Source organism: Vibrio sp. QJM3NY_15, from assembly GCF_057785995.1.
In genome coordinates this window covers 49,133-62,709 of sequence record NZ_JBYMCW010000003.1, presented here as the reverse complement: position 1 = coordinate 62,709, position 13,577 = coordinate 49,133, and the positions used below count along the sequence as shown (strand labels likewise).

At 53.4% G+C, this 13,577-nt stretch carries 15 protein-coding genes; all 15 read left to right on the top strand.

Annotation, left to right across the window (positions count from 1 at the left end):
- Positions 1–30 precede the first annotated feature (30 nt).
- On the top strand, positions 31–324 hold the full coding sequence (traA, locus tag AC3CKG_RS24940) for a type IV conjugative transfer system pilin TraA (RefSeq protein WP_032545169.1): 294 nt from the start codon (positions 31–33) through the stop codon (positions 322–324).
- A gap of 18 nt (positions 325–342) precedes the next feature.
- Positions 343–645: a type IV conjugative transfer system protein TraL gene (gene traL, locus AC3CKG_RS24935; RefSeq protein WP_016768463.1), complete on the top strand. Its 303-nt coding sequence runs from the start codon at positions 343–345 to the stop codon at positions 643–645.
- Positions 646–653: 8 nt separating this feature from the next.
- The gene (gene traE, locus AC3CKG_RS24930; protein ID WP_102537202.1) at positions 654–1,223 is read left to right on the top strand and encodes a type IV conjugative transfer system protein TraE; all 570 of its coding nucleotides are present in this window, start codon (positions 654–656) and stop codon (positions 1,221–1,223) included.
- Positions 1,220–1,963, top strand: a complete 744-nt coding sequence (traK, locus tag AC3CKG_RS24925) for a type-F conjugative transfer system secretin TraK (RefSeq protein ID WP_488530069.1) — start codon at positions 1,220–1,222, stop codon at positions 1,961–1,963. Before traE ends, traK begins: the two co-directional genes overlap by 4 nt.
- Positions 1,953–3,422 carry a TraB/TrbI/VirB10 family type IV secretion system protein gene (locus tag AC3CKG_RS24920; protein WP_488530068.1) on the top strand — a complete coding sequence of 490 codons (1,470 nt, stop codon included), beginning with the start codon at positions 1,953–1,955 and terminating at the stop codon, positions 3,420–3,422. The genes traK and AC3CKG_RS24920 overlap by 11 nt, the downstream gene beginning before the upstream one ends.
- A 9-nt stretch (positions 3,423–3,431) precedes the next feature.
- Entirely contained in the window at positions 3,432–3,797 is a 366-nt protein-coding gene (gene traV, locus AC3CKG_RS24915; protein WP_016790712.1) for a type IV conjugative transfer system lipoprotein TraV, read from the top strand.
- A gap of 2 nt (positions 3,798–3,799) precedes the next feature.
- The gene (gene traC, locus AC3CKG_RS24910) at positions 3,800–6,382 is read left to right on the top strand and encodes a type IV secretion system protein TraC (RefSeq protein WP_076645890.1); all 2,583 of its coding nucleotides are present in this window, start codon (positions 3,800–3,802) and stop codon (positions 6,380–6,382) included.
- Positions 6,372–6,707, top strand: coding sequence for a TrbI F-type domain-containing protein (locus AC3CKG_RS24905; RefSeq protein ID WP_016768853.1), 336 nt, complete (start codon positions 6,372–6,374; stop codon positions 6,705–6,707). Before traC ends, AC3CKG_RS24905 begins: the two co-directional genes overlap by 11 nt.
- An 8-nt stretch (positions 6,708–6,715) precedes the next feature.
- Entirely contained in the window at positions 6,716–7,381 is a 666-nt protein-coding gene (traW, locus tag AC3CKG_RS24900) for a type-F conjugative transfer system protein TraW (protein WP_488530067.1), read from the top strand.
- Positions 7,378–8,391: a conjugal transfer pilus assembly protein TraU gene (gene traU, locus AC3CKG_RS24895; protein ID WP_488530066.1), complete on the top strand. Its 1,014-nt coding sequence runs from the start codon at positions 7,378–7,380 to the stop codon at positions 8,389–8,391. The genes traW and traU overlap by 4 nt, the downstream gene beginning before the upstream one ends.
- Positions 8,392–8,480: 89 nt before the next feature.
- Positions 8,481–9,176, top strand: coding sequence for a type-F conjugative transfer system pilin assembly protein TrbC (gene trbC, locus AC3CKG_RS24890; RefSeq protein ID WP_488530065.1), 696 nt, complete (start codon positions 8,481–8,483; stop codon positions 9,174–9,176).
- Complete coding sequence (traN, locus tag AC3CKG_RS24885) at positions 9,173–10,888, top strand: type-F conjugative transfer system mating-pair stabilization protein TraN (protein ID WP_488530064.1); 1,716 nt, start codon at positions 9,173–9,175, stop codon at positions 10,886–10,888. The genes trbC and traN overlap by 4 nt, the downstream gene beginning before the upstream one ends.
- A gap of 4 nt (positions 10,889–10,892) precedes the next feature.
- Positions 10,893–11,672, top strand: coding sequence for a type-F conjugative transfer system pilin assembly protein TraF (gene traF / locus AC3CKG_RS24880; protein WP_102281431.1), 780 nt, complete (start codon positions 10,893–10,895; stop codon positions 11,670–11,672).
- Between the two features lie 85 nt (positions 11,673–11,757).
- Positions 11,758–12,174, top strand: a complete 417-nt coding sequence (gene trbB, locus AC3CKG_RS24875) for a type-F conjugative transfer system pilin assembly thiol-disulfide isomerase TrbB (RefSeq protein WP_488530079.1) — start codon at positions 11,758–11,760, stop codon at positions 12,172–12,174.
- Positions 12,171–13,577, top strand: coding sequence for a conjugal transfer protein TraH (locus tag AC3CKG_RS24870; RefSeq protein WP_146458021.1), 1,407 nt, complete (start codon positions 12,171–12,173; stop codon positions 13,575–13,577). The genes trbB and AC3CKG_RS24870 overlap by 4 nt, the downstream gene beginning before the upstream one ends.

The window sequence follows — 13,577 nt, the reverse complement described above, 5'->3', positions numbered from 1 at the left end:
CTAGTACCTTAAAAGTAAGGAAATTTTCCTATGCAAGTTAAAAAAATACCTCTTAAACCCCTGCCATTGCTGGCAGGCGTGGCCATTCTATCGGTTGCCCTGGCCCAGCCTGCTCTTGCCGCCGACTTATTTGCCACGGGTAAAGACATGGTGAAAGAAACCGCGGGCGATGATTCGGGGATTGAAACCGCGATGCTCGGCTTTTCCGCGCTCAGCGCGGCGGTGGTCGGCATTACCTCGCGCAACTGGTTTGGCGCCGTCGGCGGCTTTGCAGGCGGCATGATGTTCTGGGAGGTGGTGAAGCCACTGGTTGGCTTAGCGTAATCATAAGGCGGCGATGACATGGAAAATAAAGCGCAGTATTACGCGATCCCCAAGTACCTCAATTCAGGCAAACGCCTGTGCGGCCTTCCAAGAGAAGAGCTCCTTCCTGCGGTGTGCATCTTTGCGCTTGGCTTTTTTGCCAAACACTACGCGATTGGTTTTGTCCTCGCGGCGGCTTGGTTTATGGGATTGAGGTACATAAAAACGCAATACGGTGAACACATCGTCGCCTACGCCCTTTATTGGTGGGGCAGCGCTTCGATTAATCAAATGCTGTTCAAACATACCCCACCGGCGATTAAACGCTATTGGTTGTCTTAAGGAGTCGTATGGAAATTTCGAACAAAAAAGACCTGTTGGCGATGAGTAAGATGCTCAACGTATTTTTGGCGGTGGGCTTTTTCACCGCCAGCTTCGCCTGTGTGGTGCTCGCGGCGGCGTTGACCTACCTCTCACTCAAAGAGAGCCGAACGCTGATTCCGCCGACGCTCTCACAAGCGTTTTCGGTGTCCAATGGCGACGTGGATGAATCGTACTTGATGTTGATGGGCAGTTACTTCTTACACCTGAAATACGACATCACCCCCGCCAGCGTCTCTCGTCAATACGGGTTACTGCTCGATTATGTGCCCGCTGAGTCCTGGTCGGCGGTTCAACCGACCTTGCTGTCGGACGCGCAACAAATCACGACCAGCAACATCTCCAGTCGATTTGTGGCGGATAAAGATGGCGCCTTAGTGGCGTTGGGAACGATGCAGTTTAAACAGACCGGCACGCTCTACAAGTCTGTGGGTGACCGCGACTTAGCGCCTGAGAAAGTCACGTATGTCGTGCAAATGGCGTACCCCCATGGGGTACTGGAGCTGATTGGTATTAAAAGAGAAGGAGAACCCTCGTGAAACGCCTGCTGACCTTAGTGCCGTTACTGGCGGCCTTATCAAGCCCGTTATCGCTGGCCGACAATGTGGCGAAACGAGAAATTGATTTTAACGATGGGGACACCATCCCCGTCACCCTGTCTTCCCTTAACATCAACCGTTTGATGGTCAAGGACGATAAAATCGTCAACATCACCTGCCCCAGTGGCTTTTGTACCACGACCGCCAATCAAAAGGATAAAACGGGCTCGGTGTCGCTGAAAATCAACATTCAATTGCCGTTCAATGTTCATGTCACGACCAGTAAGGGGCGAGTCTTCTCCCTGTTTGTGAGCCCGAAAGCGACGCCGTCGGTAGTCACGGAGTTTTTACCCTCGGACAGAGCGCGTCAACAACCTTCAGTGTTTGACCGTGCGTTTGATTACCCCTCAGCGCTGGCCGAATTCACCAAACAAATGATGCATTGGCAATTCGATGGGACGCCAATTTCCGGTTTCACTGTGCATCCGGTCGACCCTGAAACGTTACCGCCTGACGAGGGTGCCTTACCCCTTATTCCGCAAGTGGTGTTTGTCGGGCAAGACTACTCGGGGATCATTTACGAGGTCCAAAACCGCTCTAATGAGACCGTCACGTTGACCACGGCGCAGTTTTACAGTTACGCGGCGCGCAGTGCGGCGCTCGACCGTTTAACGCTTGGCCCCAACGAGAGCACTCAGCTTTACCTGATCACGGGTGGAGGGGTGAGCGATGTTCGATAAATTCAGAGAGCGCTTTTTTAGCGATAAAGAGGGCGATTTTGACCGTGGCGGAGACATCAACGCCGAGACCACCAAGCGCAATCAACACATTACGTCCGTGATTGTCTTGTTTCTCGTGTTGGCCGTCCTTGGGGTGTACCAGTACACCCGTCCTAAAACGGTCAAAGTGGCGCCCACGACAGCGGTGGAGTTTGGGGCCATCGTGGATAAAGGCTTCACAGAAAAAGACAACCAGTCGGCCCTCACTCAGCAACAGATGTTGATTGCCACGCTCACCAAAGAGATGCGCGATCTTAAAGGGAAGATGCAAGGGTTTAAGAAAGAGACCGAGCAGCGTATCCGCAGCGCCAAGTTGGACACCGCGTCTTTGGTGGAAGACAAGGTGCGACGTGAAATGCAAAGCACGGTGGACGAGCTGAAAGCGAAGATGGCGGCGATGCAAAGCCCGGCTTCACCGCCTGTGGATGGGTTCAATGATGGCGGTGAGGCCGCGTATCCCCTGGTGGGCGGCGATGAGACGTTTGGACAAGCGAGGCTCCCTCCTCGGCCTTTGCCTTCCTCAGACAACAACCCCAACCTCGACACTCTGGCTTACCTCCCACGCCAGCAACGCTCCTTTGCTCAGCATCAGTTTGATAGCACAGATTTTTCGTGGCAGGAAGAGACCGAAGTGCCCCGCCGAACCACGGACAATTATGTCCCGACGGGCACGTTTGTCACGGCGGTCGTGACGGGCGGCGCGGACGCGAATGCGGGCGTTTTAGGGCAAGGCGATACCACCCCCATGGTCTTTCAGACCTTGAACAACGGCATCTTACCCAATGGTAAGCCCTCCAAACTCAAAGATTGCACCATCACAGGGGCGACCTACGGGGAAATCTCGTCGTCACGGGGCATTGTTCGGACTCACCGCATGAGTTGTATCTTCGACAATAAAGACATTTTGGACGTGGCGGTCAAAGGCACGGTGTTCAATTTTGGTCGTAACGGCATTCGCGGTACCACCATTTTAAAAAATGGCAAAGTGGTACAGATGGCTGGTATCTCTGGCATTTTGACGGGGCTTGGGGAAGCCGGTAAAGGTTTGTCGGAAACCACGTCTACCTCGGCGCTTGGCTCAACGAGCAGCGTCTCGGGCCAAGACATTGGCCTCAACTTGTTGGGGAATGCCACCGCGTCGGTGGGCGCGAAGTTGGCCGATTACTACATCGGGCTGGCAGAAATGTATCACCCCATTGTTGAAATCAATCCAGGCTCGGTGGTCAACATCGTCTTTCTGGAGGGGTTCCCGCTCGATCCGCTGGAAGCGGCCGAGTATGAACAGGCCCAAGCCCAAGAGCAGTCCTCTCAATCGAATCAACTCATGGAAGTGATCAGCAACGTGACTCAGAACCCATTAGCGAACCAAATCAACGCGCAAGGCATCCAAGTGCCGTCGTCGCCGTTTGGTCAAAAATAAGGAAACGTCATGCACAAACTCATTGTGTTTTTACCCTTGTTGCTCGGTGGCTGCGCGGCAGGCCTGGGCGAAGATTTCAGTTGTACGCAGGTGGGCGGCACATCCGGTTGCACCACCATGGATGAGATACGGCGCCAACCGATGGGGACCTCCCCAGTGTCTGCGGCGCAGGCGGCCCCTGACAATGTGTTCTTAACGTTGCCGCGGCGTGATCGTCAAGGGGTGCCTAAACGCACTCAAGATACGGTGAGAAAGATCACCATTTTCCCATTCACGGACACGCTCGGGCATTACGTCGACACCACGGATATTTACGTGATACTCGATGAAAGTCGTTGGTCTGGGCGTCCCGCTAATGCTATCTGGAAGGATTAAGCATGCTCAGTCAACTGTTGAAACGTAAACCTTCGTTGGGGCTTGGCGGTTTAGTCGCCGACGCCAATCAGCATCAAAACCACTTCCATCATGAATTGCCGTACCGCGACTTTGATGCGCAGACCCAACTCTTTCATAACCGAAAATCGTATGGCTTTGCGCTTAAGCTGACGGTGCTTGGCGGGGCCAATGACGAATTGGTGATGTCGCTCAACAAGATGGTGATGGATTTCCCTCAAGGCGATAAGTGGGATTATCAATTGTCGATGTTTGGTCACAATCGAGTCGCGCATTACTTAGAAGCCAATGGGGACATCATGGCCAAGCGAGGCGGTATTTGCCAGCGCTTAGCCGAAGAAGAAGTGCGCTACGCGGGGTTTTCTGCGGCGAAAGGGTTTTTCCATCGTCAGCGACATAAGTTTGATTTACGCGATTACGACGCGTATTTCTTCGTGTCGACGAAAGAGAAAAAGACCGATAAGTTGGATGATGTGCGCGCGGCGATGGAAACGGCGCTGTTGCAACTCGGTGTTGAGACCGCGCGGGTCGACCCCAAAGGGCTCATTACCTTTGCGGGTGATCTCTTGAACTTTGATGCCAAGCAAGACCGCCCGATTGAGCGTGACTACAACCCGTTCGATCCGATCAACCGCCAAGTGCTGTCGCCGGATACCGAGATGATAATCAAACGGGATCACATTGCAACGCGTCACACCAATCCTTTCGGTCAAGAGACGCGCGGGCGCACCGTGTGCATGGGACTCTCTCGAGCCCCCACCGACTTTCGGTTGTACGCGATGCCCGAAGCGTTTGCGTCGATTCGTAATGTCTCGCGCATGTTGACGTGCCCACATGTGTTGTCGTTGAGTTTTCGTCACAACGTCACGGGTAATTTTGAGCACGAGAACAACAAGAAAATTAATGATTTGACCAAAACACTGAAATCTCCGATGGCCATGTTTTCGCCCACCGCGGGTGAAGAGTTGGAAGAGCGCACGGCCTTGCAAAAGGGGTTGGCCGACAAAGCGACCTCGGTGTGCTCGATGGTGTTGAACTTGACCTTGTTTACCCATAAAGCGCAGCAGCGCCACGATGTGCAATCGGCCAAAGAAGCGTTTTCGGCCACGGGACTCGACATCAAAGAGCAAATCATGATGCAAAGTCAAAGCGTGCTCAGTGCGCTGCCGTTTTTAATGAGCGAAGGCGTGTGGGAGGATTGTGGTCGAGCGGGTCGCGTCCGAACGTTAAAAAGTGCCAACGTGGTCAATTTCTTTCCGATGGTGCTCGATTTTAAACGCCTGGTCAGTGGCATGTTGCTGCCGACGATGCGCGGGCAAATCTCGTTTTTTGATCCCTTTCATTGTGGCAGTGACAACAAAAATATCGCCTTAACCGGCGGCTCAGGGGCGGGAAAAAGCTTTTTTACCCAGGGCTTGGTGCGCAGCGTCTACGCCAAAGGGGGGAAGTGTTGGATCCTCGACAAAGGGGACAGTTACAAAAAGCTCACCCTGATGCTCGGGGGCACCTACCTCAATCACACCAATATTTTCCTTAATCCGTTTACCCATCTAGAACAAGTCAAAAACAGCGCGCATCACGAGCCGGTCGACGGAGAGAACGTCGACCCGATGAAAGAAGCGCTCAGCAACATCACCGCCTTGTTCGCGACCATCGCGTCGCCTCATGCTGAATTGGAAGGCTATCAGATGGCGGTGCTGGGTGACGCCATTTTACGGGCGTGGGAGGACAATGGCACCATAACGATTGTGGATGACGTCCAAGCGCAGTTGTTTACGTTGGCCGATGAACATGGCCACGATCGCCGTATTCGAGACATCGCCGTACAACTGAATAAATATTGCGCAAAGGGCATTTATGGCGACACGTTCAATAAGCCCTCAATGCTCGATCCCACGGTGGATATCACCACCCTAGAGCTTGAAGGGTTCCCTGAAGATGTGCTGCGTCCGGTGGTGTTTGCGCTGATTGTGTCCATCAACCAGCAGATGTACCTCTCAGGCTCTCGCTCAACCCCCAAAATGTGCATCATCGAAGAGGCGTGGAGCTTGATGTCAGGCACCAACGCCCAGACGCGCAGTTTCATTAACACCGGTTATCGAACCGCGCGTAAATTTGGGGGATCATTTTGTACGGTGACCCAAGGTATTGGGGACTTTTTTGTGAACGAAGAAGCGCGCGCCTCTTACGATAATTCCGACATTCACATTACGCTGCGCCAAGGCGAAGGCTTTGAAAAGTTTTTGCAAGACAACCCCAAGGCGTTCAACGAAATGGAGCAAGGGATCATCAAAAGTTTCCCACGAGCTGGGGACGCCGGGTACAGCTGCGTGCGCATCAAAGCCGGTGGCCACACCACCTATCACCGCGTGTTTTCCGATCCGTTTACGCGAGCGTGCTACAGCACCGAAGCGACCGAATTTGAATACTGCGAAAACTTAGTGAAACAAGGCATGCCGAGTATCGAAGCGATAGAAGCGACCGCGCAACATTTCTACGGTCAAGAAATCGCCGACTATCAGCAAGCGCTTCAACAAAAAGCACAAGGGGTTTCCCATGACGTTTGATTTACATGGCCTATTTATAGTGGCGTGCGTGAGTATTGCCTCCTCGGTGGTGACCACCTTAGCGCTGGAGTCGCCGCCTCCCTTAGTCAGCATGGACGTAAAAAGCACCCTCGACCAATACCATAAAGAATTGCTGAAATCCCCCCTTTCTCTGCCTGAGCAAACGGATAAATTGGCGCACTTTGCTCGTGTCATGAACGAAGAAGTGGCGCGTTACGCCACTGAGCAAGGGCAAGTGGTGTTGGTCAGCGCCGCGGTCGTCGGCGGCACACCGGACATCACCGCACACATCCAACGTGCCATTGTTGAGCGCTATGAGCCGTAGGAGTCAGTATGCGACACCTGATGATGGTCTTCGCCCTGCTGCTTTCGTTAGGGGCGGTGGCGAAGGACTTAGGTCGAATGGGACCGACGTTCCCGATTGGCGAAATCGACATGCTGACGTGGATAGAGGCGCGGCTTAAACACTTCGAGGCAACGGGCAAACTTGAGCAAATGCAAACCGAGTTTGCTGAGCAAGTGAAACAAAGCGTGGAAACGCCGCCGCCGCTTTCCTTATCGACCACGACCACCCCCAAAACGTTTTTGGTGGATCCCAGCATCACGGTGCCCAAGGATTTAACCGACGCCCAGGGGCGAGTCTTTGCCAAAGCGGGGACGCGAGTGAATCCCTTTGATACCCGCACTTGGCCAACGGGCGCAAAATTACCGCAGTTTGAGTATTCAAACGTGCTGGTTTTTTTTGATGCGCGTGATGCCAAGCAAGTCGAGTTCGTGGCCAACCTAGAGCACGCCAAGCCCCTTCGCTACATTTTAACCGGTGGCAGCCCCAATCAGGCGGCCAAACGATTCAAGACCCGCATGTACTTCGACCAACAAGGGACGCTCAGCGACCGGCTTCACATCCAAGCGGTGCCCAGTCTTGTCGAGCAGTCGGGGCACGCATGGCGCGTTCAAGAGTTTGATGTGCAACACATTGTTGTGGGAGAGTCACCATGAAAATCCGACCTTTCCTCGGGTTACTGGCCCTGTGCGGCGCCTTGTTGGTCAGTTCGACCGCGAAGGCCGGAGGGCCCGCGTGCGTCAGCCGATTTATCAACCCCATCACCGACGTGTGTTGGAGCTGCCTATTTCCGATGACGCTGGGCTCTGTACCCCTCATTCCGTCCATTTACCCTGACACCAACAACCCCACAATGCCGATCTCGTTTTGCCCAAAACCGCCGCCGATTTTCATGCAAATTGGTTTAAACATTGGTTATTGGGAGCCGTACGCGCTGACCGATGTGACGCGGGTGCCTTATTGCATGGTCAATATGGGGATGCAACTGGCCGGCGCCAATCAGCAAAAACTCGGCGGTCGAACCACCGCGCGCGATTCCGGTTCGAGTGATGGCGGGTTTTATCACGCGCACTGGTACAAATACCCCCTCATCTACTGGCTGCAATTGATGCAATCGGCGGCGTGCATGGCCACCGATAACTTTGATGTGGCCTACCTGACCGAGGTCGACCCTCTGTGGGACGACGACGAGCTGGCGTTTATCTTAAACCCCGAAGCGATTTTGTTTGGTAACCCCATTGCGCAGTTAGCGTGCGTACCGGAGTCCATTGCCACCACGACCAATGTGGTGCTCCCGTTTGATTTTTTGTTTTGGTGTTTGGGCTCTCAAGGCAGCGCTTACCCGTTAACGGGCAACACCAACTATCGAGACACCCCGATACAAGCGGGCACCCTCATTATGGAGCGGCTCAATTACAAGTTGCACCGGCAAGGGATGGTGTGGGAGACGCGCGGCGAAGATGGGGCGGTCTGTTATCAATACCCGACGCCAATCTTACCCAAGTCTCGATACCGTTATCAAATGAGCGCGCCGATCACGGACGCCGCATGGTGTCACCCTTACACCACGACGACCACCATTTGGGAAATGGGCCACGATAACCCCACTACGGGCGATAACTTCGGTTACGTTCAGTGGCGTAAGCGCAATTGCGTGTTTCTTTAACCTGAGCTCGCTTTTGGCTGGGTAGGCTTGCCTGCCCCGTCAAAAGGAGTACCACGCTTGCGTGGAGCTTTTATTTATTTGAGGTTTTTATGTCCCCCTTGCACTCCCTAGTCGCCACGGCTGCCTTGTGCGCGGCGACGCTGTGTCACGCGTACACTCAAGAAGAGCTTCAAGCATTCACCGAGCTTGAAAAAACAATGGTGCAAACAGCCATGCCGTCAGAGCTCGAACGTCATCTTCAATCCCAGCCACGCGCCAGCGATGAGATAGCATCTGATGCGAAAGCTATGGCACGTTTTTGGCAAGACAAGCTCAAACCCCAACACCTTAAGCGCGTCATTGATATTCCCGATCCAACGCAAAACCCCAAAGCTGCCCCAACGGGGGTCATGGTGTTTGTGTCTTTGACCATGCCAGAGGCGTCCTTGCGCGCGCTTTTAAAACAAAGTGAGCAATGGCAAGTGCCTTTGGTGATACGCGGTGTGTTGCCAAGCGGTTTTCCGGCGACCGCAAGGCGCATTCAATCGCTACTGAAAACCCATCAACCAGACCAACCCATTCAAAGTGGTTTTGCCATTAACCCTGAGTGGTTTCGGACCTTTTCGGTGACTGAAGTGCCAACGTTTGTGGCGGTAAAACCCGGCAAGTGCTTACCCAAGCAGCCGTGCAATGAAACGGACTATGACCTCATTAAAGGCAACCTATCGATCCCCGATGCGCTGAATCAATTGGCTCGTGGTGACAATCCCGAGGTGGTGAATGCCGTCTTAAGGAGGCAGCCGTGAAACACGTTCTATTGATCGCGAGCCTGGCCATCGTTAGCGGCGCATTCGCAAGCCAAGGCGACCATTATTACGACAATGTAGATTGGGTGAAAAGCGCACAGAAAAATATCCCTTCAACGGCAAAGGGGAAGCTCGATGTGGGGGATTACTGCGCGGGGCAAGGGTGTGACAATGATCTGCGTAACCCTGAGCAGGCTCAGCTGAACGACGGCAATATGGACGCAAACGCGCGCACTCATTATCAGTCCAATGATAAGGCGCAAGCCGTGCAAACCCGTTTTGATAAAGGCCGACCGGATGTGAAAAGCGACCCCGCGTATGAATTTGCGCTCATGGTCCAGGATAATGCCTATGAGATATCTCATGGCTTATCCAATCAATACGTGGATTGTGATAACGCGACGCAATGCGTCATCGATGACATTCCCAAAGTGTGTCGTCAACCGACCAATAACACCGTGCCTTGCACTAAAATGCCGACGTTCACCGCGGTCACGTCTCCTGTGATTTACAGTTGCCCATCAGGGTGGTCTCGAAGCGGACACATGTGTCATCGCACGGTGACAGAGTGTCGCTATGACGGTTATAACCAAGTCAAAAAAGGGGGGTGTCCTTGGGATAGTGACCTATGGCGTTGGGATGGGAAATATGTGCATCCCTCTTCTGGTTTCTCATTAGGCCCGCTTAACAAGTCGAACCAGCGTTCATGTGGGCGTAGGGATAGAGACAGACATACTTATGGGATCTGCGGCCCTGTTCCAGAAAGCCAGCGGGCTTCACTCTCTTGTCGTTCAGGCTACACCCTATCCGGCGGTAACTGCATCAAAAACACCCTCACCTGGACCACTCATTGCAACCTATTAAGTGAGTGTCAAGTCGTGTCCCAAACCTGTGTAGAGGGGCGAGGCACACGCCGTATTAACGGCGTGCCCACCACGCTCGATTGCTGGAAGTACCAAGTTAACCACCAATGCACGCGGGACAATACGTGTAATGCGCTGCCGACCGATTGCACCACCACCGCGACGCATTGCAGTGCCAAACAAAAAGGCGTGTGCATCGAGGAAGAGCTCAAAAAATCCTGCCCAGAGAAGCGCTGCAGCGCCACCAACTTAACCTGTGGCGAAGAAAGTTTTTGTCTCGACGGTGATTGCTATGCGGGCACGCCTGAGCCCTCCAGTGATTTTAATGAATCGGCGGCGGCTTTAGCGGCGCTGGCCAAAGCGGCAGAAGGGCTCGGTGATCCGCCTCTCATCTTTACTGGGCAAGGTCAGAAGTGCACCAAAAAAATGCTCGGCATTTCGGACTGCTGTAAAGATGGCGGTTGGGGCACCGATGTGGGGCTCGCTCAGTGCAGCGAAGAAGAAAAAGCCCTGGGTAAAGCGAAAGATGACAAGTTGACCATTTATCTCGGCAGTTACTGCGCAGAAAAAGTGCTCGGGCAATGCTTACGCAAGAAGAGAACCTATTGCGTGTTCGACAGCTTATTGGCGCGCATTATTCAAGAGCAAGGAACGCGCGACCAACTGGGATTGAGCTTGGGCACCGCTAAGGTGCCCATCTGCGGGGCGATCACCCCAGAGCAGATGCAGCAAATTAACTTTGAAGATATCGATTTCTCGGATTTCTTTGGTGAGATGAACAGCAGCACCCACTTGCCGTCTAGCCAAGAAATTCAACATCGGTTATCCAGTGCTTTAGGAGATCCATAACGTGATGCCCTCTTTTTCGACCCCTTTGGTGAGGGTCGCCCTGATGTTGGGAGTGATGGGCGCGTTCAGCGCCCAAGCCTCGTCTAACCCGCAAGGTTGGAAGTGGTATAACGAGCCCCATGCGGCCCCAACCTTAACCCCGCCGCCCCCAAAACCCCTTGAGCCCAATACCACCACGAGGATCATGAGCGCTACCGAACAGATGGACTGGTTTCATGAGACGTACAAGGAAGCGCTCAACGACGCCACCATCCATTCGAAAGACGAGGACAAGCTCAAGACGGTCATGCAACTTCACCAATACATTGGTGAGCGCACCAGTGAAACGGGCATGACGTTCAAAAAGGTATTACTCCAACACCCTGAGCTCTCTTACCTCAAAGATCGCCCGGCTGAATTTGCGGCGCGCGGCACCTATCACAAGCTCGAACGGGAGAAGAAAATCGACGCCGTGGCGCACATGCGCGACGAAGGTTGGGGTTTTTTCTTTGTGTATGACGGCCAAGACAGTCTCAGTCAGCAATTGGCCCCGTCGCTGCAAGCCTTTTCCGATACGCACGGGATTGAGATTTTAGGATTATCGCGTGATAAGACCTTTGTCTCCGGTATTCGAGATAACCGCAATAACGACAACAAAGTCGAGGTGCCTTATGCGCCTGCCCTGATTTTAGTCAACCCCAATACGGGTGAGATGAAGCCGCTTGCTTACGGGTTTATTTCACAAACCGCGTTGTTGGGGCGTTTCTACAACGTCGCCAATGACTATCAAACGCCCGATTTTTAGCGCGCAGAGTCTTGCCGCTTCAAATCTCTCCCCCTGTTTTGCGCCTTCACGTCCTTAAATGACGGTAAACCAAGAGAACATCATCATGTTGATACGCACCCTTACTTTACTCTTTTTGCTGCTTTCGCCTTTCGCTACGGTGCAGGCTGCGCCCAATGACGATTACGCGATGGTGTTCTTCTTTCGCAGTGATTGCCCTTATTGCCACCGTTTTGCACCGAAACTCAAACGAGTGACCCATCGGCAACAACTGCAGACGTACGCCTTTTCGCTGGATGGCCAAGCCGTTCCTCATTACCCCGTCCCTATTCCGGCGACGCCCGCGGTGAGTCAGATGTTTTTTGACACTCCCCGCAACATCACGGTACCCGCGACGTTTTTGATAAACGTCAATTCTCAGAAGTTTGTGCGCGTGTCTATTGGCGATGTGTCGGAGGTGCAGTTAGAAACCAGCATTCGCCACATTTTAAGCGATGCCGACACCTTAGAGGCCATACGATGATCCGACCTCACCACACCCCACCAGGGCGAGCCCGTCTTATCGCTTTGATGCTCAGCGGGTTACTCACTGGCGCTTCCTACGCCGGCGGCGTCAATTCGTCGTTAGACGGTTTTTTTAATGGTCTCGGTTACAACGCCAATGTTACCCACCCCAATGCTTTCAAAGGCCAAGCCGCGAATTATTACAATGGCGGCTCTTTGTATGCTCGCACCCCTATAAAAAGTGCGCAGCTCATGAGCGTGCACTTGCCCGAGGTCTCAATGGGTTGTGGCGGGATTGACGCCTTCATGGGGGGATTTTCTCATATCAACGCCGACGGTCTCGTGCAATTTGGCAAAGCGGTGGTGCAAAACGCGGCGCCGTTTGCGGTCGACCTGGCGCTTCAAGTCTGGGCGCCGCAAATCAAACAAATTCGTGACAACCTGCAAAACATTGCCGATAAGTTTCTCAATCAGTCGATCAACTCTTGTGAAGCGGCGCAGGCGGGGGTCAGTGGACTGGCCGCTACCTTTGGCGGTCCGGCGGCGAAAAAGCACGTCTGCGCCACTATCGGCACCAAAGGCAACGTGTTTGATGATTGGGTCGGCGCGCAAGTGGAGTGTGGTGTGGGCGGTCAGTCGAACGCACAGGTCGCACGCGCTCGCGCGGATGGCAGTGCTGGGTTGGAAGACATCGCCAAGACCAGCCACAACATCGTTTGGTCAGCGGCGCTTAAAAATGGCTGGTTAGCGGGAGATAAAGCGCTGGCTGAATTTTTGATGAGCCTGTCAGGGACGTATATTTATGACGCAAACGGTCGCCCCAAATACTACGCCTCCTTGTTAGCGGACAACAATAACTTGGTGGACGCGATGCTCAAAGGGGGGAAGATTGAGTATTACAAGTGTGATAACACCGATGAGAAAGCCTGTTTGTCTCCGCAGAAAAAAGAGCTGACTTTAGCGCAAGACAAAGGGCTCGAAGTGCGTATTCGTCAAACGTTAGAAGCCTTATACATCAGTGTCGCCAATGATACGGAGCTCACCGACAATCAAAAAAGCTTTTTGGAGTACACCGACACGCCGGTACTGGCGGTGTTCATCGGCTCAGTCAGAAGCAACCGTTACCCGAACTTTTCGGCGTACGCGCGCGTCATCTCGGTTGAGTTGCTGACCCGCTACCTCAGAAACATGCTGACGGTGGTGACCACGTCACTGAACCACACGCAAGTGGACAGCAAGGACATCGCTTTAATCATGTCAGACATCGATCGCGCTCGCGACTTCACCAATGGACTCTCAGACAAAGCGAAACGCGTGATATTGACCCAAGAGCAATTGACGCAGGCGTATAAAGAGAGCGACTCGGAAGCGATGAGCAAAATCAACAAACAACTGCTGCAGAACCTGTCCTTTGGAGGCTAA

What these genes read in the sequence shown, in the direction of transcription:
- trbC (WP_488530065.1), top strand. Translation starts at nt 8,481, where the DNA reads ATGTCCCCCTTGCACTCCCTAGTCGCCACGGCTGCCTTGTGCGCGGCG.
- traF (WP_102281431.1), top strand. Translation starts at nt 10,893, where the DNA reads ATGCCCTCTTTTTCGACCCCTTTGGTGAGGGTCGCCCTGATGTTGGGA.
- traC (WP_076645890.1), top strand. Translation starts at nt 3,800, where the DNA reads ATGCTCAGTCAACTGTTGAAACGTAAACCTTCGTTGGGGCTTGGCGGT.
- traV (WP_016790712.1), top strand. Translation starts at nt 3,432, where the DNA reads ATGCACAAACTCATTGTGTTTTTACCCTTGTTGCTCGGTGGCTGCGCG.
- traW (WP_488530067.1), top strand. Translation starts at nt 6,716, where the DNA reads ATGCGACACCTGATGATGGTCTTCGCCCTGCTGCTTTCGTTAGGGGCG.
- traU (WP_488530066.1), top strand. Translation starts at nt 7,378, where the DNA reads ATGAAAATCCGACCTTTCCTCGGGTTACTGGCCCTGTGCGGCGCCTTG.
- traE (WP_102537202.1), top strand. Translation starts at nt 654, where the DNA reads ATGGAAATTTCGAACAAAAAAGACCTGTTGGCGATGAGTAAGATGCTC.
- traA (WP_032545169.1), top strand. Translation starts at nt 31, where the DNA reads ATGCAAGTTAAAAAAATACCTCTTAAACCCCTGCCATTGCTGGCAGGC.
- AC3CKG_RS24870 (WP_146458021.1), top strand. Translation starts at nt 12,171, where the DNA reads ATGATCCGACCTCACCACACCCCACCAGGGCGAGCCCGTCTTATCGCT.
- AC3CKG_RS24905 (WP_016768853.1), top strand. Translation starts at nt 6,372, where the DNA reads ATGACGTTTGATTTACATGGCCTATTTATAGTGGCGTGCGTGAGTATT.
- trbB (WP_488530079.1), top strand. Translation starts at nt 11,758, where the DNA reads ATGTTGATACGCACCCTTACTTTACTCTTTTTGCTGCTTTCGCCTTTC.
- AC3CKG_RS24920 (WP_488530068.1), top strand. Translation starts at nt 1,953, where the DNA reads ATGTTCGATAAATTCAGAGAGCGCTTTTTTAGCGATAAAGAGGGCGAT.
- traL (WP_016768463.1), top strand. Translation starts at nt 343, where the DNA reads ATGGAAAATAAAGCGCAGTATTACGCGATCCCCAAGTACCTCAATTCA.